Origin of the sequence: Geothrix rubra (assembly GCF_030268065.1) — a bacterium.
GTDB lineage: Bacteria > Acidobacteriota > Holophagae > Holophagales > Holophagaceae > Geothrix > Geothrix rubra.
In genome coordinates this window covers 475,676-496,920 of record NZ_BSDD01000001.1, presented here as the reverse complement: position 1 = coordinate 496,920, position 21,245 = coordinate 475,676, and the positions used below count along the sequence as shown (strand labels likewise).

Genomic DNA, 21,245 nt, shown 5'->3' with positions numbered 1-21,245 from the left:
CCGACTCCGGTATCCTTCCCGGATCCCGTCCCCTGGAGCCTTCATGGACCTCACCCGGTTCGCCGGCAACCCCGGCCTCGCCCTCCTCCTCCTGCTTTTGGCCGCCTTCGCGGTGCTCCTCCTCAGCAAGTGGATCCGCTACATCCCCAACAACCGCGTGGGCATCGTCGAGAAGCTCATCAGCGGCAAGGGGTCGGTCAAGACCGGCCTGATCGCGCTGAACGGCGAAGCCGGCTTCCAGCCCAGCCTGCTGCGCGGCGGCTGGCACCTGCTCACGCCCTTCCAGTACCGCATCCACAAGATGCCCCTGGTGACCATCCCCCAGGGCAAGATCGGCTATGTCTTCGCCCGCGACGGCAAGGACCTGCCTCCCACCCAGGCCCTGGCCAGCAACGCGCGCGGCGCCGACTTCCAGGACGTGATCGCCTTCCTGCAGGGCGGAGGCCAGAAGGGCCCCCAGCGGCAGATCCTGCGCGAGGGCATCTATGCCATCAACCTGGCCGAATTCGTGGTGCTCACCGAGGACCAGCTCTACTACCTGCCCCTCGACCGGAGCGAGCTCGAGACCTTCCAGAAGATGAGCGCCATCATCGCCGAGCGGGGCGGCTGGCGGCCCGTCATCATCCGGGGCGCCGATGATGCGGTGGGCATCGTCACGGTCCAGGACGGCCCTTCTCTCGCCAGCGGCGAGATCATCGCGCCCACCGTGGGCGAGGATCCCCACCAGGTTGCGACCTACCACAACAACTTCCAGGATGCGGACAAGTTCCTGGCGGCCGGCGGCCAACGCGGGCGCCAGCACCAGGTGCTGGTGGAGGGCACCTACTACATCAACCGCCTCTTCGCGACGGTGGAGCTGATCCCCAAGACCATCGTGGAGGTGGGCACGGTCGGCGTGGTGGTGAGCTACACCGGCGCCAAGGGCGCCGACATCAGCGGCCAGGAGTACCGGCACGGCGAGCTGGTGGCCAGCGGCCAGCGCGGCGTGTGGAGCGAGCCCCTGCTGCCGGGCAAGTACGCCTTCAACACCTACGCCGGCAAGGTGCTCATGGTGCCCACGACGAACTTCATCCTGAAGTGGTCCAAGGGCGAAGTGGGCAGCCACAAGTTCGATGAGAACCTGGCCGAGGTGAGCCTCATCACCAAGGACGCCTTCGAGCCCAGCCTGCCCCTCTCCGTGGTGGTCCATATCGACTACCGCAAGGCCCCCCTGGTGATCCAGCGCTTCGGCGACATCAAGAAGCTGGTGGAACAGACCCTGGATCCCATGGTCAGCGCCTACTTCAAGAACATCGGCCAGACCCGCACCCTCATCCAGCTCATCCAGGACCGCAGCGCCATCCAGGAGCAGAGCGGCGTCCAGATGAAGGAGAAGTTCGCCCAGTACAACCTGGAGCTCCAGGAGGTGCTGATCGGCACCCCCACCAGCGGGGCGCCCGGCGGGCAGATCGAGCAGATCCTCGTCCAGCTCCGCAGCCGCCAGATCGCCGACGAGCAGGTGGAGACCTACGGCCGGCAGCAGAGCGCCGCGGTGAAGGAACGCGAGCTGCGCGAGGCCGAGGCCCGGGCCAAGCAGCAGACCCTGCTCACGGAATCCGCCATCGGCATCGAGGTGCAGAGCAACCAGGGCAAGGCCGAGTACGCCAAGGCCCAGCAGCAGGCGGCCCAGATCCAGACCCTGGCGGGCGCCGAGGCGGAGAAGGTGCGCCTCATGGGCGAGGGCGAGGCCAAGCGCATCAAGGTGATGGCCGAGGCCCAGGCCGAGCAGGCCGCCCGCGTGGGCATCGCCCAGGCCATGGCCATCGAGGAGCAGGTGAAGGCCTACGGCGGGCCGCAGTTCCAGCTGGTGCAGCAGGTCATGAACCGCTTCGCCGAGGCCATCGAGAAGTCCCAGGTGGACGTGGTCCCCAAGATCCAGATGGCCGGAGGCCAGGGCGGCGGCAGCCTCATCGAAAGCCTCCTGGGGCTCCTGTTGAGCGAGAAGGCCGGCCAGCTCGCCGGCGTGACCCCCACGACCCAGCCCAACCCCGAGGCCGAGGCCCTCAAGGCCGCCCTCCGCCGGGATCTTGCGAAGTAGACGCCCGCTGGTACGGGAAGGAGCGGCCACCCGGCCGCTCCTTCCCCCAGGCGGGAGACCGGACTATCGTCCCGGCTGCTCCTCCAGCAGGGCCTCCACCACCCGCTCCACGTAGTCGGGCCGGATCCCCAGGGCCCGCACCAGGCCGTTCCGGTCGATGACGGCGTAGGTGGGCCACCACTGGACATTCCACGCCGCGGTGGTGGCGGCGGTGGTCCGCGCAGCGGGATAGGCCAGGCCCGCGGCGTGGGCCACGTCCTCCATGCGCTCCTCGCCCCGGCCGCTGCCGCAGGCCCCGATCACCAGCACACCGCGCGCCGCGAACTTCCGCGCCACCTCGTTGTTGTGGGGGATGGAGGCCCGGCAGGGCCCGCACCAGGTGGCCCAGAAATCCACCACCACGATCTTCCCCTTCATGGATTCCGGCTTCACGTCGCCATTCATCCAGCCGGACAGCTCCAGCCGGGGCGCGGGCTTGCCCAGCATGGGCCGATGGGCCGACCAGCCGCTCTCCAGCCAGTGGCCCTCCGTGGCGAGGGCCATCACCTTCGGGTTCTCGGCGGCGGCGAGCAGGCCGGGCATCAGGAGGCCGAGGCACAGGGCGCGGGGACGCATGGGAGCTCCGGGAGACGGCCCCAGGATACCCCGGTCGGGAATGGCCATGGAGCCGGGGAACTCCCTACACTGGTGCCATGTCCGACGCCCCGCTCCAGGCCCTCCTCGACGCCGCGAAGCGCCTCCATGGCCGGGGCCTCCTGGCCGCCGGGGACGGCAACCTGTCCGTGCGGCTCGATGACGGCCGCATCGCCATGACGCCCAGGGGCGTGCCCAAGGCGCAGGTGCGGGCGGAGGACCTGGCCTGCCTTTCCCTCGACGGAACGGTGCTCTCGGGGAATCCGAGCAGCGAGCGGGCCATGCACCTGGCCGTCTACCGGGCCGTGCCGGAGGCGAAGGCGGTGGTCCACGCCCATCCCCCCACGGCCATCGCCTGGACCCTGGCTCGGCCCGAGCTGCTGGAGCTGCCCTCCGACAGCCTCCCCGAGGTGATCCTCGCCGCCGGCCGCATCCCCGTGGTGCCCATGGCCATTCCCGGCACCGAGGCCATGGGCGCGGCCCTCCTGCCCTTTCTGCCCGCCCACCGCCTCATGATCCTCGCCCGTCACGGCGGCCTCGCCTGGGGCGAATCCATGCAGGAGGCCGCCGGCGGCCTCGAGCGCCTGGAACAGGTCGCCGAGATCCTCTGGAAGGCCGAGACCCTGGGTGGCGCGAAGCCGCTGCCGGAGGCCGATCTGGCAGAACTTCGGGCCCTGCGCACGAAGCTCGGACCGAGGATCCTCTGATGCAGCCCTTCGAATCCCTCGGCCTCCGCCACGACGGCCGCGCCCTCTGGGTGCTGGACCAGACGCAGCTCCCGGATGCGGAAGTCTGGCTGGAGGGCAGCGAACCGGCGGCGATGATCGCCCTGATCCAGCGCCTTGCCGTGCGCGGGGCCCCGCTCATCGGCGTGGCGGCGGCCGCGAGCCTCGCCACCTTCGCCCACCGGGGCGCCTCCGCCACCGAATACAGCGCCGCCTGCGCGGCCCTTAGGGCGGCCCGACCCACGGCCGTGAACCTCATGTGGGCCATGGATCGCATGAAGGGGGCCGCCGATCCGGTGGCGGAGGCGGAGGCCATCTTCGCGGAGGACGTCCGGCTCTGCGAGGGCATGGCCGAGCACGGCGCGGCCCTCATCCAGGATGGCGAGGGCCTGCTCACCCACTGCAACACCGGGGGCCTGGCCACCGCCGGCATCGGCACCGCCCTGGGCGTGATCCGCCGGGCCCACGAGCAGGGCAAGCGCATCCACGTCTACGCCGACGAGACGCGCCCGCTCCTGCAGGGCGGCCGGCTCACGGCCTGGGAGCTGCGAAAGCTGGGCATTCCGTCGACGCTCATCACCGACAGCATGGCGGCCCTGCTGCTCCGCGACGGGAAGGTCCAGCGCGTGCTGGTGGGATCGGATCGCGTAGCCGCCAACGGCGACTTCGCCAACAAGGTGGGCACCTACGGGCTGGCCGTGCAGGCGCGGCATCACGGCGTCCCCTTCCATCCCGTGGCCCCCTTCTCCACCGTGGACCTGGCCTGTCCGGACGGCGCCGCCATCCCCATCGAGCTGCGCGACGCGGCGGAGGTGCGGGGCTACGGCCCCTGGCGCTGGGCCCCCGAAGGCATGCCCGCCTGGAACCCCAGCTTCGATGTCACCCCCGTGGACCTCGTCACCAGCCTCGTGCTCGACCGTGGCGTCTTCACGGCGGCGCAGCTCAGGGCCGGGGCTCTTCTGGCGAGGTAGTGCCGGTTCTTTCCCTTTCTGGTTCAATGGCTCCAGATTATTTGCGCCCTGGAGCTTCTATGCCGCCCAGACCCACCCTCCGGATGGGATCCAGCCTCCTTATGCCGGTCCTGGCCTGCGTCCTGGCGGCCCAGGAACCGGCCCCGAAGCCGCCCGAAACCTGGGCGGCGGAATCCCGGCCGGTGGCCGTGGATCGCACGCCAGGCCAGGTGGCGGTCTTCGACGAGGAGGCCATCCTCCGGTCCGGCGCCCGCACCCTGGGCGAATTCCTCCTCCGCGAACTGCCTTCGCAGGTGCAGAGCGAAGGGGGGCCCGGGCTTCCCTCCCGGATCTACCTGGGCGGCAGCCGACCCCAGGACACCCTCGTGATGGTGGACGGGATGCCCCTCATGGACCCGGGCCGGGTGGGCCAGGACCTGAACGAGATCCCTCTCCTCGGCATCACGCGCGTCGAGGTCATCACGGGCTCGCCGGGTTCGGGACCGTCCGGCCAGGGAGGCACCATCGCCCTCTACACCGGTCGGCCCACCCGCCCCGGGGTCTCCGGCGACCTGGGCGGCCTGGGGGGCAACAACGGCCAGGGCCAGGGCACGGCCACCCCCGGCTATGCCTGGGACGGAGGCTACTTCCGGGGCGGCAACCTCAGTGCCGAAGCCCACCAGGCCACGGACACCGACCGGCCCTACCGCCAGGTCACCAACTTCCTGTCGGCAGGCCAGGTCTGGGGATCGGCCGTCTGGCACGCCTCCTGGCGCGGTACGGCGATCATCGTGCCCGACCCCTTCCAGGACGTCTCCGAGTCGATGCGCACCTACAACCCGGCGCGGGAGAGCCACCAGCGGAGCGACACGGGCCAGGTCGCCGTGGACTGGGACCTGGCCCCCGGTTGGAGGCTGGCGACGAGCCTCGGCCTCGCCCGGTTCCGCCACGACCAGCCCGGCGCCGGGACCGCCGTGCCCACGCGGTTCGAGGGCCGGGACACGCGGTTCCAGTCCATCCTGCAGGTGACGACGGGCTCCCGCTCCAGCCTGGGCCTCCGGCTCGACGCCCAGGACACGCGCCAGGACGGGGGCGTGGACCCCGTCCTGCTGGGCTCCGCCAAGGGCACCCAGGTGGGCCTGGGTCTCGAGTGGACCTTCGAGCCCACGCCCGGGCTCCGCCTGCTGGGCCAGGCCCGCAGCACCCGGGATCGCCAGTCCCTCGACCAGGCCGGCGCTCAGACGGAGGTGCTCAGCGCCTCGGGCTACAGCTTCCGCCTGGGCTTCAACCAGGAGCTTCCCGCCGGGCTCAGGATCTACGGCGCGGGCGGCGGCGGAAGGACGGCTCCGGCCCTCCTCGACCAGCTCCGCAACGGCCAGGTGCCGGGAGCTCCGCCCCTCCGCATGGAGCAGGCGTCCTCCCTGCAGATCGGATTGGGCTGGGGCCGGGGCCACTGGTACGGACGGGTCGAAGGCCGGCAGCAGACGGGGAAGGACCTGGTGGGGCTCAGCGGCTCCACCTACGCGAACCAGGACCGGGTGCGGGTGCGGGGCACCGATGCCGCCTTCGGCTGGCGCACGGCGGAGAAGCTGGGCCTGGAGGGCTTCGCGCGCGTCCAGGAGGCCCGCGACCTCAATGCGCCGGACGGCCAGGCATTCAGCACCTTGGCCGTCCAGCGGCGCCCCTTCTCCGCCCACGGCCTGAAGGGGTTCGTGGGCTGGGGCCGCGTGCAGACCGAGGTGCACTACACCCTGCAGGGGCACCAGTACTCCACCTTCGGCGACGGCGGGGGACGGGCGGCCGCCAACGGCCTCCCGCCGGTCATCCGGGCCACCCACGTGGCCTACCGGACCGTCGGCATGACCACCACCGTCCAGGCCGGGCCCCATTGGCTGTTTCTTTTGCGCGGCGAGAATCTGCTCCAGCCCAGGACCACGCCCGACCAGTGGCTGGCCGCCCAGCGGGAGGGCCAGAACGATGCCTATGTCGTGGACGGCTACCCCGCCGCCCCGCCCAGCTGGTCGGTCGAGGCCAGGTACCGGTTCTAGGTCCTCGCCACCGGGGCATTCGTCTTGGCGGCGAACCCTTCCGGTGGATAGATATAGTCCATGTCGAAGCAGGCGGTGCAGAAGTCCTGGCGGCGGCCCGGGAGCAGGCCCTCGAAGTCGTCGACCTCCAGCCACCGGAGGCTGTCCGCGCCCAGGTAGTCGCAGATCTCCGTCTCCGACATGCGATTGGCGATGAGTTCCTCCCGGGTGGGGGTGTCGATGCCGTAGAAACAGCGGCCGATCACCTTGGGCGAACCGATGCGCACGTGGATCTCCCTGGCCCCGGCGGCGCGCACCATCCGCACCAGCTTGCGGAGGCTGGTGCCCCGCACGATGGAATCGTCGATGAGCACCACCCGCCGGCCCGGGAAGAAATCCGGCAGCGGGTTGAACTTCTGCTTCACGCCCTCGTCGCGGCTGGCCTGGGTGGGCTTGATGAAGGTCCGGCCGACGTAGTGGTTGCGCAGGAGCCCCATGCCGAACTCGGCCTTCTTGGCCCGGGCATAGCCCAGGGCGATGAAGTTGGAGGAATCCGGCACGGGCAGCACCACCAGGTCGTCGCCGTTGGGCAGGGTCCCGTCCTTGGCGGCCATGCAGGCGCCGATGCGCTCCCGGGTCTGGTAGACCGATTCCCCGAAGATCGTGCTGTCGGGACGGGAGAAGTAGATGAGCTCGAACACGCAGTGCCGGGGCTGCAGCGGCGCATGCGACACGGACACCACCGGCCTCCCCTTCTCCAGACGGAGGATCTCGCCGGGTTTCACTTCCCGCAGGCGGCGCGCGCCGATGATGCCGAAGCCGCAGCACTCCGAGGCGAAGACGGTCCCCTCGCTGGCGGGCTCGCCATCGCCTTCGGGCCCCAGATGGCCCATCACGAAGGGCCGGAAGCCGTGGGGATCCCGGAAGGCATAGAGGCGGTCCTTGTACATGAGCACGGTGGAGAAGGCGCCCTTCAGCTCCCCCTGCACGCGCGCGATGGCCTGCTCGATCGTCAATCCGTCCCGCACGTGGTAGAGGGCGATGAGCCGGCCGATCAGCTCGGCGTCGTTGTCGCTCTTGAAGACGACGCCCTCCCGCTCCAGGCGGGCCCGGAGCTCGCCGTAGTTGATGAGATCGCCGTTGGAGGCGATGGCCATGACCGGCCCCTCGGCCAGCTCGATGGCGTGGGGCTGGGCGTTCACCTCGTCGCTGCAGCCCGCGGTGGGATAGCGGACGTGGCCGATGGCCGTCGTGCCTGAAAGCCTGGCCTGGACCTCCTCGTCCAGCACCTGCTTCACGAGCCCCATGCCCTTGTGGGCCACGATGCGGCCCGCGGCATCGCGCGCGGCGGCCCCGCAGCTCTCCTGCCCCCGGTGCTGGATGGCGAAGAGGATGGAGGCCACGAGCCCCGAGGCGCCCTCGGATTCAAACACACCTGCAATGCCACACACGCTCGGCCTCCCGGAAACGGACCCCCTCGGCTCCCGCGGATCAGGGCCGGACGGAAGGTCCAGGATACCAAGCCCCGCGGGATCTCCGGAGGGGTGATGCCGGTTCAGTGCCCCCGTCCGCTCAGGGCCTGGAGGCTGACGCCCACCACGATGACGGCGAGGGCGACCCAGCGCATGGGCGTCATGGCCTCGCCGAGGAAGGCCCGGGCCATGAGGGCGTTCGCGATGAACCCGAGGGCCAGGAAGGGATAGGCGTAGTTCACCTGCACGAGGCTGAGGGCGCCCAGCCAGACCACCACGCTCACGGCATAGCAGGCCAGGCCGGCGATCACCCATGGCTCCAGCATCAGGCGGAACAGGGGGCCCGCGGCCAGCTGCATGCCCCCGGCGGCCTGGAGGCCCTTCTTGAGGCAGATCTGCGCCAGGGCGTTGAGCAGGACGCCCACGACGATGAGGGGGATGGCTTTCACATTCGGGCTCATGTCGTCTCCGGAGCGCACATCAGTCGGGTTTCTTCTTCAGGAGGAGGATCTCGCCGCCGCCGGTGGGGACGGCCAGCAGGACCTCGAACCGGGCCCGCAGGGCCGGGGACATGCCCCAGGCGTCCTGCTCCCACTCGTCGCGCTGGGCCACGAGCCGGGCCTCCGGGTCCAGCCGCTCCAGGGCCCCGGCCGTCCGCAGCTCCGGCATCAGGTGGTCCGTGTAGACCATGACGCCGCTGCGGAGGGTCTGCCAGTAGTACACCTGGCGGCCCGCGATCAGGGGCTGCACGGCCACGGTCCAGCGGCGGTAGTTCTTGGCCGGGTCCAGGCGGCGGAAGCCCCAGGTGCCCCCCACCAGGAAGAGCAGCCCGAGGCCCAGGGCCGCCGCCGGCACCATCCGCCGGCCCTGGGAGCGTATGGCCAGGAGCACCACCGCGCCGGTCCCCGTCACCATCACCAGGGCCATGAGGCGGACCGGTCCGAGGTAGGGCGCCACCTGCGCCTGGAGCCTCGCGCCGCCCGCCCCCAGGGCCACCGCCAGGAGGGCGCCCGCGGGAAGGGCCAGGCCTGCCGCCAGGAGTCCCCCCAGCCGGCGGGCGCGGGCGGAGGCACCCTCCGCCGCCACGGCCTGCCAGAGCCCGGCCATCAGCAGGGCCAGGAAGGGGTAGCTCATGAGCAGGTACTTGCCCTGCTTGCTTTGGACGGCGCTCAGGAAGAGGAAGGGCACCGCGAAGGCCAGCACCAGGAAGCGGTGGAGGGGATCCCGGAAGGCCCCGTGGCGTCGCAGGTGGAGGGCCAGGGCCGGCAGGAGCAGCACCCAGGGGAAGAAGTCGCCGAGCATGTACTGGCCGTACTGCCACCAGGGCTGGATGTGGTCCCAGGCGTGGGTGGCCCGCTGGAAGTTCTGGTACACGATCATCTCGTAGGCGTAGTGCGCGCCGCCCTTGAGCCCCGCTGCCACGTACCAGGGCGCGACGAGGGCCAGGGCGATCGCGAGGCCCGCCACGATCCCCGTGCGGGGAAGCGCCTTCAGGTCCCGCTGCCAGAGGAGGAAGGCCCCCACCAGCGGAAGGGAGAGCACCGGCGCCAGGGGCCCCTTGGCCAGGAAGGCCAGGGCCAGCCAGACATAGGCCTTGAGGAACCAGCGCCGGTGCTCCTCCGGGCCGAGGGGGGCCGCATGGCCCCTCAGCAGCAGGTAGCCGGCCAGCCAACAGAACCAGCTCCAGGCGAGCAGCGCGGCGAAGAGGAGATCGATCTGGATGAACTGGGACTGCCAGAACCAGATCGGCGTGGTGGCCAGCACCATCACCGCCAGATCTGCCGTCTCCCCGGGGAGGAAGCGCCGGACCCAGCGCCGGAAGGCCGCCATGAAAGCCACGGAGGCCACCACCGAGGGCAGCCGCAGCGCCCAGGCCGCCACACCCTCGGTGAAGCCGAGGCCGCCCGTGAGGTGGTCGAAGACGATGGCCGAGACCTTCATCACCCAGTAGTAGAGGATGGGCTTCTCGCTGTAGGGCTGGCCGTTCAGGTAGGGCAGCAGCCAGCTGCCCATGTGCCGCATCTCCTTCACGCACTGGGCGAAGTCCGGCTCGTCCGGTGCCCAGAGGTCCCGCATGGGCAGCACCGCCAGCAACAGCAAGGCGAACAGGAGCACGGGCAGGTTCCGCCGGACCCATCGGCCCACGGTCCCGCCCGGAACGGCTTGATCCTGGAAGTCTTCCATCCCTCCATCTTCCCCCAGGCGGCGGGAATCCCCAAAGGGCCTAGAATGAAACCATGCTGCCCACCCTGCTCAGCCTCGCCCTCCTCGCGACGCCCGGCACCTCCCGGGTGAAGGAGGACCTCAAGCAGGCAGGTCGCGAGATCGCCCATGGCGTGAAGGAGGGCGGCAAGGCCATCGGCCACGTGGCCAAGGAAGGCGGCAAGGCCGTGGGTCGCGGCGCGAAGACGGCCGGCAAGGGCGTCGCCAAGGGCGCCAAGGAAGCCGGCCACGGGATTAAAAAGGCCTTCAAGGGGTAGAGGCCAACCGGGGAGCCCGAACGCTACCGTCGCTGCGCCACCACGCCGCCGGGGCTGCGTCGCACCACCTCCCAGCCCGCCCGGGCCGCCGGATCGAGCCGGTCCCAGGTCCGCGGCGGGGCCAGCACCAGCACGGGACGGTGCGGATCGCCCGCCTTCATCCGGTCCGCCACGGTGCCGAGCGCCGCCGGATCCTCGTCGAACCAGCGGCCGGCCTCGGCACCGAGGTGGTCCCGGCCGTAGGCCAGCTCGCCCGTACCCGCCACCACCACGCAGCGGGTGCGACCGTAGAAGGCGATCCCCTGGGCGTAGCTGCCGTAGCTGATCCACTGGGCATCGGCGGGCGCGCTCCGCACCAGTCCCGCCACGGACTTGCCGGGACCTGCCGAAGCCTGCGCCGCCAGGATCAGCAGCCAGAGACAGGCCCCGAGTCCCGCCATCAACCGGGGACCGGTGAGCACCTTCCAGCCCGGCCCGGTCAGGCTGCCCGGGCGGTGCGCCCACAGGGCCAGCAGGGCCAGGGCCGCCGCGAGCGCGAGGATCCAGCCCCGACCCCCGCTCAGGTCCTTCGAGAAGGCCAGGCCAGCCGCCAGGAAGATCACGGCGAGGAGGCCCAGTTCCCTGCCCACGCGGGCCAGGGCCCTGCCCTCCTCGCCCTCCCGCTCGAAGGTGCAGGCCAGGGCCGCCAGGGGGACCACCACCGGAAGGATGTAGGGCGGCAGCTTCGATCCCGAGATGCTGAAGAAGAACAGGGGCCAGGCGATGGAGAGGAGCACCAGGGCGACGGCCCAGCGGGAGAAGCCGCCATCTTCCGCCCGGGGCCCGCGGCTGCGCAGGAAGTCCCAGCCGCGGCGCAGGCCGACCAGACAGGCGGAGAGCCAGGGCAGCAGGCCGACGCCGAGGACCCCCAGGAAGTAGAGCTTGTCCAGGAACCAGTTGTCCGAGCCCTGGCGCTTGGCCTCGTGGGTGGCGAAGCGGGCGACGTGCTCATGGATGAAGAAGAACCAGGCGTGGCCGGGGTTCGCGCGATCCACCAGGATGAACCAGGGGGCCGTCAGGAGCGCCGCCAGCAGCCAGCCCCAGGGGTTGAAGGCCGTGGCCAGGACAGCCTTCTTCAGGCCGGGACGGCCCTTCACGTATCCCAGGGAGGCGACCAGGGCGGGACCGATCAGGGCCAGCGCCGCCACGCCCTTGGTCAGGAAAGCCGCGGAGAGGAGGACGAAGGCGCCGAGGGTCCAGGCGGTGGCGGGCCGGCTGTCCACCCGCGCGGCCACGGCCTCCATCGAGGCCACCAGGGCCGCCACCACGAAGGCGCTGAAGAGGGCGTCCAGCGTGAGGATCTGGCCCACCAGGAAGCCCAGGAGGCAGGTCACGGCCAGGAAGGGCGCCCACAGCGGCCGCCGGGCCCCCAGCCGCTTCGCCAGCCGCCAGGCGGCCCACATCGCCAGGGCGGAGGCCAGCGCCAGGGGCAGGCGTGCCGCGGCGCCGTTCACGCCGAAGAGCTTCATGCTGATGGCCGACAGCCAGTACTGGAAGGGCGGTTTCTCGAAGTAGAGCACCCCGTTGAGCCGCGGCGTGAGCCAGTCCCCCGTGGCCAGCATCTCCCGGGGGATCTCGGCGTAGCGCGCCTCGTCGGGCTCCCAGAGGGGGCGGACCAGCAGGGGCAGGAGGCCCAGCCCCAGCCAGATCAGGATCAGGGTCCAGCGTTCACGGCGCGTCATGCCTTCTAGGCTATCTGGAACGGGGTGGATCGAGCCCGGTTAACCCGCGCAAGCCCGTGCGAAAGCAGCGACCAGGGGGGGTGTCCGGCCCATCAAGGCCGCCCGTTCGGGCTGGAACAGGGTGGCCACGAAGAAGGGGTGCCCATCCAGTTCCACGGCGCGCACCTCCCCGGTGGCATCATCTGCGGCGGCCCGCAGCGGGCCGGCCACGAGGGCGGCCTGGAACTCGGGATTCAGCCCATAGCGGCACCGGTACCCCTCCCTGGTCTCCGTCGCGCCATAGGCCGCCGCAATGCGGGTTCCCGGGAACAGCCGGACGGGGCCCATGGTTTCGACCAGGGCACAGGCCAGCGGGGCGATGACGGCACGCGCGGCGTCCGGCGACGTTTCGGCATGGTCGGCATCGGCCCAGCCCAGCACGTTCCGCGCGTACTCGACGACCGCATGCTGGAAGCCCCCGCAGGTCCCGAGGAAGGGGACAGCCCCCTCGCGGGCATGGCGGATGGCGAGGAGCGCGCCGTCCATGCTGCGGTAGGGGCTGGCCGGTACACACCACAGCCCGTCGAGACCGGAGAAGCGGGACACAGAGCGGATTTCGTCCGTGGGGACCCATTCGAACCGGACCTCGAAGCCCATCGCCCTGCCTGCCTGTCCCAGCGCGAGCGGAATGGCCTGATGCGCTGGTACAGATGGCTCGTAGTCACCCACCAGGCCGATCACCACCTTCATCCGCATGGCTTCCCTCCTGTCCCGATCCTTCCCAAGCCCACATGGCCCCGCACCCCTCCCCGGGGTACGGAGCCATGGATCACCCAGGTCTGCGCTGGCCTAGTTCTCGGTCTCGACGACCTTCTCGAGCGCCTTGTGTTCCTCGACGAAGAAGTCGATGGCCTTCCGGAGCGAGTCCTGCATGGACACCTTGGGCGCGAACCCGAAGGTCTGCTGCATGCGCTTGATGCTGGGGGTGCGCCGGGCCACGTCCTGGTAGCCCTTCCCGTAGAACTCGCCGCTGCCGGTCTCGACCATGCGGCCCTCGGGGATGCCGCGTTCCTTGCGGAAGGGGTGGTCCTTCCAGATGGCGATCATCATCTCGGCGATCTCGCGGACGCTGTAGTCGTTGGCGGGATTCCCGATGTTGAAGATCTGGCCGTCGGCCTGGCCGCCCTCGTTGCGCAGGACGGCCATGAGCCCGTCCATGGCGTCCTCCACGTCGATGAAGCAGCGGCGCGCCGTGCCGCCGTCCACCAGGTTCAGGGGCTCGCCGTTGAAGAGGTTCCAGCTGAACTGGGTCACGAGGCGGGAGCTGCCCTCCTTCGCGGTGTTCAGGCTGTCGAGCTTGGGTCCCATCCAGTTGAAGGGGCGGAAGAGCGTGAACTTGAGCCCGTGCTGGAAGCCGTAGGCCCAGATCACGCGGTCCAGCAGCTGCTTGCTGGTGCTGTAGATCCAGCGGTTCATGGGGATGGGGCCGGTCACCAGGGGCGACTCGTGCTCGTCGAACTCCGCGTCCGGGCACATGCCGTAGACCTCGGAGGTGCTGGGGAAGACGACGCGCTTCTTGTACTTCACGCATTGGCGGACCACCCGGAGGTTCTCCTCGAAGTCCAGTTCGAAGACGCGCAGGGGATCGGTCACGTAGACCTTGGGCGTGGCGATGGCCACCAGGGGCAGCACCACGTCGCACTTCTTGATGTGGTACTCGATCCACTCCTTGGAGATCGTGACGTCGCCCTCGACGAAGTGGAACCGGGGATTCCCAAGGTGCTCCTCGACCTTGTTCGTCCCCAGGTCCAGGCCGAAGACCTCCCAGTCCGTATCCCGGAGGATGCGACCCACCAGGTGGGAACCGATGAAACCGTTGACGCCGAGGATGAGGACTTTCACGGGAGCTCCGATGGCAAACGCAAATGATCGAGTCTACCAGCTCTGGGCCGGCACCCCACGCTCAGACCCGGCACACCACCTTGCCGAACCCCTGTCCCCGCTCCAGATGGCGCTGGGCCTCGGGATAGTCGCCCAGGTCGAAGACGCGGTCGATGACAGGCCGGAAGGGGGGGTTCGTGGGGTTCTTCTGGACCAGCGAGAGGAGGGTCCAGAGGTGCTCGCGGCGCCCCATGTAGGAGCCGAGCACCTGGAGCTGCTTGGCGAAGAGGGCCCGCAGGTCGAAGGTGGTCTCCCGGCCCGTGGTGGCCCCGCAGGTGACGATGCGCCCGCCCCGGGCGCAGGCGGCCAGGCTGGCACCCCAGGTGAGGGCCCCGGTGTGCTCGAACACCACATCCACCCCGCGCTTGCCCGTCAGGTCCCGGACCTTCCCGGGCAGGGCCTTGAGGTCCCCGCGGACGATCACATGCTCGGCGCCCAGGTCCCAGCACTTCATGGCCTTCTCGTCGTTGCCCACCACGGCGATGGCCGAGCCCCCCAGGGCCTTCACCAGCTGGATGGCGGCGCTCCCCACCCCGCTGCCGCCGCCCCAGACCAGCACCGTCTCGCCGGGGCACAGCCTGGCCTTGTGGACGAGCATCTCCCAGGCGGTGAGGAACACCAGCGGGAAGGCCGCGGCCTGCTCGAAGCTCCAGTTGCCGGGGATGGGCAACAGGTTCGCCGCGGGCACCAGCACGTGGGTGGCTGCGGTGCCGTCGGCCACATGGCCCAGCACCCCGTAGGTCGGACAGAGCATGTCGTCGCCCCGGAGGCAGGCCGGGCAGAGGCCGCAGCTGAGGCCGGGCGCGATCATCACGCTGCCGCCAGCCTCCACCCCGGGCGGCAGGGCCGTGCCTTCACCCACGGCATCCAGGACCCCGGCCCCATCGCAGCCGGGCGTGACGGGCAGCGGGAGCGGATAGCCCGGAAGGCCCACCGTGGTCCAGAGATCCAGGTGGTTCAGGGCCATGGCCCTGAGTTCGAGGCGCACCCAGCCCGGCTTCGGCGCCGCAGGCTCGAAGGTCTCGCGGACGGGCGAACCCGCCGGGCCGTGCTGGTTCACGCGGAAACGGAAGGGCTGGGCCATGCGGTCCTCCTGGCTACTCCGACTTCAGCTCCCGGGTCATGAGGCGCTGTACGGCCTCCTTCGGGGATTCCCCGTTCAGGAGCCGCTGCACTTCGTTGGCGATAGGCAGCTCCACGCCGACTTCCGCCGCCAGGGCCAGGGCCGCCTGGGTGGTGAACATGCCCTCGATGATCTGCCCGCCCAGGGCGTCCCGGGCCGCCTCGACGGACTGCCCCTTCCCCACCAGCTCGCCGAAGGTGCGGTTGCGGCTCTGGGGACCCGTGGCAGTGAGCAGCAGGTCGCCCATGCCGGCGAGGCCCATGACCGTGGAAGATTGGCCGCCGAGGGCCTCCACGAGGCGGGCCATCTCGGCCAGCCCCCGGGTGATGAGGGCGGCCCGGGCGTTGTAGCCCAGCTTGAGGCCGTCCACCAGGCCGGCGGCGATGGCCAGCACGTTCTTGAGGGCACCGCAGAGCTCGGTGCCCACCACGTCGCGGCTGAGGTAGATGCGGAGGCGCTCCGAGGCCAGCCGGACCTGCAGGGCCTGGGCCCGCGCATCGGGTACCGAGGGCGGCAGGGCCAGCACGATGGCCGAGGGCACACCCCGGGCCACCTCGTCCGCGAAGGTGGGGCCCGAGAGGGCGCCCACCGGCACGTCCAGCACCCCCGTGAGGGCCTGCGTCAGGGTCTGGTGGGTGCTCTGGAGGATGCCCTTGCTCACGTGGATGACCAGTTCCGGGGGTGCCGGGGCCTCTGCCCGCAGCCGCCGCCAGGCGTCCGGCGTGGCCTGGGTGGGCATGGCCGAGATCCAGAGCGGTGCCGAAAAGGCCTCGGTGGCCTCGCCGGTCACCCGCAGCGAATCGGGGAAGGGGGCGTCCTTCAGACGCGGGTGGCAGCGGCCGGCGGAGAGCTGGGCCACCTCCTCCGGGAATCCGCTCCAGAGGATGACGTCCGCGCCGGCCCGGGCCCAGGTGATGCCCAGGGCGGTGCCCCAGGCGCCCGAGCCGAAGATGCCGATGTCCGGGCGGCTAGGCATGGGGGGCCTCCCCCTTCTTCGCGCCCCAGAGCGGCGATTCGGTGCCCTTCAGGAGCCGGGCGATGTTCTCGTGGTGCTTGGCCACCACCAGCAGGGCGATGAGCACCCAGAGGAAGACGGCCTGCCAGGGATCCTGCTCCCGGATCCCGGCCTGGACCTCGATGCCGAGCAGGTTCGCCTTGTGCACCGTCTCCCGCACCCAGCCCATGGAGACCGGCAGCGCCAGGGCGCCCACGATGCTCCCCAGGCTCACGTACCGCGTGAGGGCCACCAGGAGGATGAAGAGCCCGAGGCTGGGCAGCACGGCCACGGCCCGGTAGGCCAGGGCCGCCCCGAGGGCCGTGGCCACGCCCTTCCCGCCCTTGAACTTCAGCCAGGGGGTGAAGACATGCCCCGCCGTGGCGCAGAGGGCGAGCGCCGCCTGCATGTCCACGGGGAAGGCGGCCTGCCTCGCCAGGAACACCGGCAGGAAGCCCTTCGCGATGTCCAGCAGCAGGGTGACCATCCCGAGGCCCTTGCCCCCCACCCGGCTCACGTTGGTGGCCCCGATGTTGCCGCTGCCGTGGGCGCGGACATCCCCCTTCCCGGCCAGCTTCACGAGGATGAGGCCGAAGGGGATGCTGCCGCAGCCGAAGGCCGCGAGGCACCCGAGGACCAGGAATGTCGGATCGGTGGAAGGCATGGACCCAGTGTATCAGCGGCCCCCGGGCCCCAGCGCGCGTCGGAGCAGGTCCAGGGCTCGGGCGGTGCCTCGGAGCTGTACTTCGCTGCGGTCTCCCGGCACATGGAAGGTGCGCGAATCTGTTCCATCCTGGCCGGCAAGGGCCAGGTGAACGGTACCCACGGGCGCGTCGCCCTCGGCTCCGGGCCCGGCGTTGCCGGTGACGGCCAGGCCCCAGGTGGCGCCGAGCTTGGCCCGCACGGCCTCTGCGAGGCGCCGGCTGGTGGCCTCGGATACGGTGCCCTCCGTGGCCAGGGTGGCAGGGTCCAGCCCCAGCAGGGCCGACTTGGCCTGGGCGCTGTAGACCGTCGCGCCGCCCAGGAAGGCGGCGCTGGCGCCGGGGATGGCGGTGAGCCGGGACGCCAGCAGGCCCCCGGTCATGCTCTCGGCCACGGCCAGGGTCTCGCCCCGCACCTTCAGCCGGTCCAGCACCGCATCCTCCAGGTTGCCCTCGCCCACGCAGGCCAGGTCCGCATCGAGCAGGGGTTCGAAGTCCGCCCTGGCCCGTTCGAGGGCTACGGGATCATCCCCGCGGGCCAGCAGCTCCACCTGGGTGAGGCTGGCCAGGATGGTCCAATCGAGCTGCCCGTGGCGCTCCCGGAGTTCCTGGGTCCGCTGGTCGAGGGTACTTTCCGGTACACCGCCCACCACCAGGCGGAGGGTGTGGACCGGCCGGCCCGCCAGGGACCGGAGGCGCGGCAGGGCGTGCTCCTCCCACATGCGCTTCATCTCCCGGGGAACGCCCGGGAACATGAGGATGCGGGTGCCCGGGTGCCCCGGAGGGTCCACCCAGAGGACCCCAGGGGCCGTGCCCACCTGGTTCCGCAGCGCCACGGCCCCCTCCGGGATGAGCGCCTGCTTGAAATTGGCCGGGGGGGGCACCCGCTGCCTCGCTTCGTAGAAGGCCAGGATGTCCGCCCGGCTCTGGGCGTCCTCCCGCAGGGGCACGCCGAGGATCTCCGCGAAGAGTTCCTTGGTGAAGTCGTCGAAGGTGGGGCCCAGGCCGCCCGTGGTGAGGATGAGGTCCGAGCGTTCCAGGGCCGCCCGGAAGACCTCCGCCAGGTCCTCCCGGCTGTCGCCCACGGCGGTCTTCAGGCTCAGGCCAAGTCCCAGTTCCGCCAGCCGCTCCGCCAGCCACACTGAGTTGGTGTCCAGGCGCCGGGTGGTGAGCAGTTCGGTCCCGATGGCGATGCATTCGATCCGCATGGGATCCATCGAACCACAGCCGGCCAAGAGTGCCTAACCAAACCCCGACGGGGCCGCGAGAAAGCCAGGTGGGATGCTCCGCAAGGAAGGGCCCGCAGGGCGATGCGGGACATCGTTCAAGGGCCGTGACGCCGCGGGGCGCCCACCTGGCTTTCTCCCTCCGGGCGAGGGCCGGCGGGCGTCGCGGTGCCACGTCACGCTCGTCGCGCGTAGTACCCGCTACGCGTCTCCTCGCGTTCCTCGCCTCGCTCGCCCGGCGGCCCTCGCGCGGCCCCGTGGGGGTCTGGTTAGGCACTCTCACTCCAGCCAGCGCTCGAGCGCCCAGCGCCCCGCCCAGATCCCGACGCCGGTCCCCACCACGCTCAGCACCACCGCCGTCCCGATGCCCACGAACATGCCCAGCCACCAGCCCACCATGCTGCCCAGGGTGGCGCCGACGAATCCCATGAGCTTTTCCACGGAGGCCCTCCGGGGCCTAGGATGTTCCGAACAGGAAAGGTGTTCCCATGCTCATTCCCGACCTCGACGACCTGGTGCTCGAATCCGACGAGGACAGCGGTCTCCAGGAACTGGGCCGCCGCTTCCTCTCCCGGGGCCCCTGGACCACCGTGGCCTACCTCGTGAAGACCCGCGGCGACTCCGAGGCCCCCTGGGAAGGCCCCTTCCTCTGGCTGCACCGCTACCAGAAGGTGGCCCAGGGCTGGAAGCTGGTGAGCCGTTTCCACACCACGGAGACGGAGCAGCTCCAGCGCCTGCTGGCCGCCCTGGGGGACTGGGGACTGACCGGGGACTGAGGCCTACTTCATCGCCGGAAGGTAGCGTTCCTGGATGATCCCCAGATGATGGGCCGTGTGGCCCGCGCAGAAGTACGGGAAGCAGCGGGCCGAGACGGGTACCCCGTTGGCGTTGCCGATGTTGCTCCAGGCGGCCTCGGGGAAGCTGCGGAACAGCCCCAGGCTCCCGGCGCGGACCGCCTGCCATTCGGCCAGGAGTTCCGGCAGCAGGCGCCGGTCGGCATGGGCCGCTGCGGCGTAGGCATTCTCCTCGTAGCCCGGGAGGGGCGTGGTGTCCCCCCTGCCCACCCGCATGGCGCGGTAGCTGAACACCCGCTCCGAGTCGATCAGGTGCTGGAGCAGGTCCTTGAGGGTCCATTTCCCGGGGGCATAACGGAATCCGGCCTGGAGTTCGCTCAGGCCACCGAAGAGGGCGCTGACCTCGTCCACCTGGACCTGGAGGAGGGCCAGCACGTCGCCCTCGGGAACGGCGGCCACGTAGGGGGCGTAGGACGGGGCGTACTCGCCGGGCTTGGGACGATCCGGGATCATGGCTGGCTCCTCGCCGCCCTCGGGCGGGCTAGAACGTCATCACCTTCATGGTGTTCGTCGTGCCGCTCTTCCACAAGGGGAGACCCATGGTCATCACCACCCGATCGAGGCTCATGAGTTCGTGCTTGGCCTGGAGGAGTTCCCGCACCACCTCCACCATCTCGTCCGTGCTGCTCACCCGGGGGATGAGCATGGAGGTGACGCCCCGGAGGAGCCCCATGCGCCGGGCGGTGGTCTCATCCACGGTCGCCCCCAGGACGGGCGTCCGGCCCGCCAGCCGGCTCACCATGCGGGCGGTGCCGCCCCCCTCCGTGAAGGCCACGATCCAGCGGGCATTGATCTCATCCGCCGTGCGGCAGGCCGCGAAGGCCACGGAGATGTCCGTCCGGGCCAGCACCTTCTCGGCGAACTCCTCGGGCAGCGTCTTGGCCCGCTGCTTGACGTTGGCATCGGCCTCCGTGGCGATGCGGGCCAGCCACTGGACGGCCTCCACCGGGTACTTCCCCGTGGCGCTCTCCGCGCTGAGCATCACCGCATCGGTGCCATCCCAGATGGCGTTGGCCACGTCACTGGCCTCCGCCCGGGTGGGCTGCGGATGTTCGATCATGCTCTCCAGCATCTGCGTGGCGGTGATCACGGGCTTGAGGGCCCGGCGCGCAGCCTTGATGATCTGCTTCTGGAGGCCGGGGACCCGCTCCACGCCCAGTTCCACGCCCAGGTCGCCCCGCGCCACCATGACGCCCCAGGACACGTCGAGGATCTCCTCCAGGAAGGCCAGGGCCGCCGGATGCTCGATCTTGGCGATGACGGGCTGGGTGCCCCCCAGGTGCTGGATGATGGCCTGGAGCTGCTGCACGTCCGAGGCCCGGCGGACGAAGCTCTGGGCGAAGAGGTCCACCTGGTGCTCCACGCCCCAGCGGATGTCGGCGTGGTCCTTCTCCGTGAGGGGATCCATGTTCAGGGACATGCCGATGGGATGGACGCCCTTGCGCCCCTTCAGCGGACCGCCCACCAGCACCTTGGCCCGCAGGGCCTCCGGCGTGACGGCGGTGATCTCCACTTCCAGGGCCGCGTCATCCAGCAGCCAGTGCTGACCCACCTCCGCGCCGTCGAACAGCTCGGGGTGCGGCAGGGGCGCAGTCCAGGCGAGGCCCGTCGGGGCGGGCGAGCCGGTCCGGTAGAAGACGCCCTGGCTCCCCTCGACGAGCTCCACGGGCTCGGCCAGCTCGCCGATGCGCCACTTGGGCCCCTGGAGGTCGAGGAAGACGGGGATCGCCCGCCCGAGCTCGAGGGCCAGCTCGCGCACCCGCCGGAGGTTCTCCGCCCGGGTCTCGGGGTCACCGTGGCTGGCATTCAGGCGGACCGCATCCGCCTCCCGCAGCGCTTCCCGCAGACGGTCGCCCTGGAGCATCGCGGGACCCAAGGTCATCACGAGTTTGGTTTTGCGCGTCACAAGCCACCTCACGTCCACAGGCATTCCACACAGTTTTCCACAGAGCGGGCCTGCCTTTTCATCATGTCACAGGGCTTTGCACAGCGACACCGGAGTGCTACCTTCGATCTCCCGATTCGTTGTTGGAGAGAACCGAATGCGCGAGAAGCTGCGAAGTCTCGTGGCCGAGATGGTGCGTGGCGGCGTGCCGCTGGAGATGGCCTGCCGTGAATTCGAGCGGCTGTTCATCCAGGAAGTCCTGGCCGCCCACGAGGGCAACCACAGCGCGGCCGCGCGCGAACTGGGCATCCACCGCAACACCCTGTCGAAGAAGCTGGAGGCCCCCCCCAGCCGCCTCCGGCGCGTCAGCCTGGCCAGCTAGGGCCGCCCCCCGACATCCTCCGCCTGACCCGCCCCGAAGCCCGGCTCTGCCGGGCTTTTCCATTCCGTCGGAAAC

General features: G+C 70.6%; 21 protein-coding genes. 7 read left to right on the top strand and 14 right to left on the bottom strand.

Translation table 11 applies throughout. The annotated features are described in order from the left end of the window. Positions 1-43 precede the first annotated feature (43 nt). Positions 44-2,077 (top strand): SPFH domain-containing protein, encoded by a 2,034-nt coding sequence (locus tag QSJ33_RS02175; RefSeq protein WP_285722548.1) that lies wholly within the window; start codon positions 44-46, stop codon positions 2,075-2,077. A gap of 63 nt (positions 2,078-2,140) precedes the next feature. On the opposite strand, the gene QSJ33_RS02170 is transcribed toward QSJ33_RS02175, so the two are convergent. Then, complete coding sequence (locus QSJ33_RS02170; RefSeq protein WP_285722547.1) at positions 2,141-2,692, bottom strand: TlpA family protein disulfide reductase; 552 nt, start codon at positions 2,690-2,692, stop codon at positions 2,141-2,143. 77 nt (positions 2,693-2,769) lie between these two features. Between QSJ33_RS02170 and QSJ33_RS02165 the strand changes: the two genes are divergently transcribed. Genes QSJ33_RS02165 through QSJ33_RS02155 form a run of 3 tightly spaced genes read left to right on the top strand, consistent with a single transcriptional unit; the run spans position 2,770 to position 6,433 of the window. Continuing rightward, a complete protein-coding gene (locus tag QSJ33_RS02165) occupies positions 2,770-3,417 on the top strand; it encodes a class II aldolase/adducin family protein (RefSeq protein ID WP_285722546.1) in 648 nt (215 codons plus the stop codon). Next, positions 3,417-4,406 (top strand): S-methyl-5-thioribose-1-phosphate isomerase, encoded by a 990-nt coding sequence (gene mtnA, locus QSJ33_RS02160; protein ID WP_285722545.1) that lies wholly within the window; start codon positions 3,417-3,419, stop codon positions 4,404-4,406. Before QSJ33_RS02165 ends, mtnA begins: the two co-directional genes overlap by 1 nt. 59 nt (positions 4,407-4,465) lie before the next feature. Then, on the top strand, positions 4,466-6,433 hold the full coding sequence (locus tag QSJ33_RS02155; protein WP_285722544.1) for a TonB-dependent receptor plug domain-containing protein: 1,968 nt from the start codon (positions 4,466-4,468) through the stop codon (positions 6,431-6,433). On the opposite strand, the gene purF is transcribed toward QSJ33_RS02155, so the two are convergent. The 3 genes from purF to QSJ33_RS02140 all read right to left on the bottom strand — a co-directional run bounded on the left by purF (position 6,430) and on the right by QSJ33_RS02140 (position 10,029). Then, positions 6,430-7,863, bottom strand: a complete 1,434-nt coding sequence (gene purF / locus QSJ33_RS02150; RefSeq protein WP_285722543.1) for an amidophosphoribosyltransferase — start codon at positions 7,861-7,863, stop codon at positions 6,430-6,432. The two genes, QSJ33_RS02155 and purF, sit on opposite strands and share 4 nt — an antisense overlap. A 104-nt stretch (positions 7,864-7,967) precedes the next feature. After that, positions 7,968-8,345 (bottom strand): DMT family transporter, encoded by a 378-nt coding sequence (locus QSJ33_RS02145; RefSeq protein WP_285722542.1) that lies wholly within the window; start codon positions 8,343-8,345, stop codon positions 7,968-7,970. Between the two features lie 19 nt (positions 8,346-8,364). Continuing rightward, entirely contained in the window at positions 8,365-10,029 is a 1,665-nt protein-coding gene (locus QSJ33_RS02140) for an ArnT family glycosyltransferase (RefSeq protein WP_285722541.1), read from the bottom strand. 92 nt (positions 10,030-10,121) lie between these two features. Here QSJ33_RS02140 and QSJ33_RS02135 point away from each other — a divergent pair, with 92 nt between their 5' ends. Beyond that, positions 10,122-10,364, top strand: a complete 243-nt coding sequence (locus tag QSJ33_RS02135; protein WP_285722540.1) for a hypothetical protein — start codon at positions 10,122-10,124, stop codon at positions 10,362-10,364. Positions 10,365-10,387: 23 nt separating this feature from the next. On the opposite strand, the gene QSJ33_RS02130 is transcribed toward QSJ33_RS02135, so the two are convergent. The 8 genes from QSJ33_RS02130 to QSJ33_RS02095 form a co-directional block, all read right to left on the bottom strand. Next, positions 10,388-12,085, bottom strand: coding sequence for a phospholipid carrier-dependent glycosyltransferase (locus QSJ33_RS02130; protein ID WP_285722539.1), 1,698 nt, complete (start codon positions 12,083-12,085; stop codon positions 10,388-10,390). Between the two features lie 39 nt (positions 12,086-12,124). Then, a complete protein-coding gene (locus tag QSJ33_RS02125) occupies positions 12,125-12,820 on the bottom strand; it encodes a CTP synthase C-terminal region-related (seleno)protein (RefSeq protein ID WP_285722538.1) in 696 nt (231 codons plus the stop codon). Between the two features lie 93 nt (positions 12,821-12,913). Beyond that, positions 12,914-13,966, bottom strand: a complete 1,053-nt coding sequence (locus QSJ33_RS02120; RefSeq protein ID WP_285722537.1) for a bifunctional UDP-4-keto-pentose/UDP-xylose synthase — start codon at positions 13,964-13,966, stop codon at positions 12,914-12,916. A 61-nt stretch (positions 13,967-14,027) separates the two neighbouring features. After that, positions 14,028-15,089, bottom strand: a complete 1,062-nt coding sequence (locus QSJ33_RS02115; RefSeq protein ID WP_285722536.1) for a zinc-binding dehydrogenase — start codon at positions 15,087-15,089, stop codon at positions 14,028-14,030. A gap of 13 nt (positions 15,090-15,102) precedes the next feature. Further along, positions 15,103-16,104 carry an NAD(P)H-dependent glycerol-3-phosphate dehydrogenase gene (locus QSJ33_RS02110; RefSeq protein ID WP_285722535.1) on the bottom strand — a complete coding sequence of 334 codons (1,002 nt, stop codon included), beginning with the start codon at positions 16,102-16,104 and terminating at the stop codon, positions 15,103-15,105. Further along, complete coding sequence (gene plsY / locus QSJ33_RS02105) at positions 16,097-16,786, bottom strand: glycerol-3-phosphate 1-O-acyltransferase PlsY (protein WP_285722534.1); 690 nt, start codon at positions 16,784-16,786, stop codon at positions 16,097-16,099. The genes QSJ33_RS02110 and plsY overlap by 8 nt, the downstream gene beginning before the upstream one ends. Before the next feature lie 12 nt (positions 16,787-16,798). Further along, on the bottom strand, positions 16,799-18,031 hold the full coding sequence (locus QSJ33_RS02100; protein WP_285722533.1) for a CinA family nicotinamide mononucleotide deamidase-related protein: 1,233 nt from the start codon (positions 18,029-18,031) through the stop codon (positions 16,799-16,801). Between the two features lie 297 nt (positions 18,032-18,328). After that, on the bottom strand, positions 18,329-18,490 hold the full coding sequence (locus tag QSJ33_RS02095) for a hypothetical protein (protein WP_285722532.1): 162 nt from the start codon (positions 18,488-18,490) through the stop codon (positions 18,329-18,331). 47 nt (positions 18,491-18,537) lie between these two features. Between QSJ33_RS02095 and QSJ33_RS02090 the strand changes: the two genes are divergently transcribed. After that, positions 18,538-18,825, top strand: a complete 288-nt coding sequence (locus tag QSJ33_RS02090) for a hypothetical protein (RefSeq protein ID WP_285722531.1) — start codon at positions 18,538-18,540, stop codon at positions 18,823-18,825. 3 nt (positions 18,826-18,828) lie between these two features. On the opposite strand, the gene QSJ33_RS02085 is transcribed toward QSJ33_RS02090, so the two are convergent. Continuing rightward, complete coding sequence (locus QSJ33_RS02085) at positions 18,829-19,356, bottom strand: DinB family protein (protein ID WP_285722530.1); 528 nt, start codon at positions 19,354-19,356, stop codon at positions 18,829-18,831. A gap of 28 nt (positions 19,357-19,384) precedes the next feature. Then, positions 19,385-20,833, bottom strand: a complete 1,449-nt coding sequence (pyk, locus tag QSJ33_RS02080; RefSeq protein ID WP_285722529.1) for a pyruvate kinase — start codon at positions 20,831-20,833, stop codon at positions 19,385-19,387. 112 nt (positions 20,834-20,945) lie between these two features. Here pyk and QSJ33_RS02075 point away from each other — a divergent pair, with 112 nt between their 5' ends. Further along, complete coding sequence (locus tag QSJ33_RS02075; RefSeq protein ID WP_285722528.1) at positions 20,946-21,170, top strand: helix-turn-helix domain-containing protein; 225 nt, start codon at positions 20,946-20,948, stop codon at positions 21,168-21,170. Positions 21,171-21,245 lie beyond the last annotated feature (75 nt).

Coding starts and splice junctions, on each gene's coding strand:
- QSJ33_RS02130 (WP_285722539.1), bottom strand. CDS start 12,085: ATGACGCGCCGTGAACGCTGGACCCTGATCCTGATCTGGCTGGGGCTG.
- QSJ33_RS02090 (WP_285722531.1), top strand. CDS start 18,538: ATGCTCATTCCCGACCTCGACGACCTGGTGCTCGAATCCGACGAGGAC.
- QSJ33_RS02135 (WP_285722540.1), top strand. CDS start 10,122: ATGCTGCCCACCCTGCTCAGCCTCGCCCTCCTCGCGACGCCCGGCACC.
- QSJ33_RS02085 (WP_285722530.1), bottom strand. CDS start 19,356: ATGATCCCGGATCGTCCCAAGCCCGGCGAGTACGCCCCGTCCTACGCC.
- QSJ33_RS02125 (WP_285722538.1), bottom strand. CDS start 12,820: ATGCGGATGAAGGTGGTGATCGGCCTGGTGGGTGACTACGAGCCATCT.
- pyk (WP_285722529.1), bottom strand. CDS start 20,833: ATGCCTGTGGACGTGAGGTGGCTTGTGACGCGCAAAACCAAACTCGTG.
- QSJ33_RS02175 (WP_285722548.1), top strand. CDS start 44: ATGGACCTCACCCGGTTCGCCGGCAACCCCGGCCTCGCCCTCCTCCTC.
- QSJ33_RS02075 (WP_285722528.1), top strand. CDS start 20,946: ATGCGCGAGAAGCTGCGAAGTCTCGTGGCCGAGATGGTGCGTGGCGGC.
- QSJ33_RS02100 (WP_285722533.1), bottom strand. CDS start 18,031: ATGCGGATCGAATGCATCGCCATCGGGACCGAACTGCTCACCACCCGG.
- QSJ33_RS02170 (WP_285722547.1), bottom strand. CDS start 2,692: ATGCGTCCCCGCGCCCTGTGCCTCGGCCTCCTGATGCCCGGCCTGCTC.
- QSJ33_RS02115 (WP_285722536.1), bottom strand. CDS start 15,089: ATGGCCCAGCCCTTCCGTTTCCGCGTGAACCAGCACGGCCCGGCGGGT.
- QSJ33_RS02110 (WP_285722535.1), bottom strand. CDS start 16,104: ATGCCTAGCCGCCCGGACATCGGCATCTTCGGCTCGGGCGCCTGGGGC.
- QSJ33_RS02165 (WP_285722546.1), top strand. CDS start 2,770: ATGTCCGACGCCCCGCTCCAGGCCCTCCTCGACGCCGCGAAGCGCCTC.
- plsY (WP_285722534.1), bottom strand. CDS start 16,786: ATGCCTTCCACCGATCCGACATTCCTGGTCCTCGGGTGCCTCGCGGCC.
- QSJ33_RS02155 (WP_285722544.1), top strand. CDS start 4,466: ATGCCGCCCAGACCCACCCTCCGGATGGGATCCAGCCTCCTTATGCCG.
- QSJ33_RS02145 (WP_285722542.1), bottom strand. CDS start 8,345: ATGAGCCCGAATGTGAAAGCCATCCCCCTCATCGTCGTGGGCGTCCTG.
- mtnA (WP_285722545.1), top strand. CDS start 3,417: ATGCAGCCCTTCGAATCCCTCGGCCTCCGCCACGACGGCCGCGCCCTC.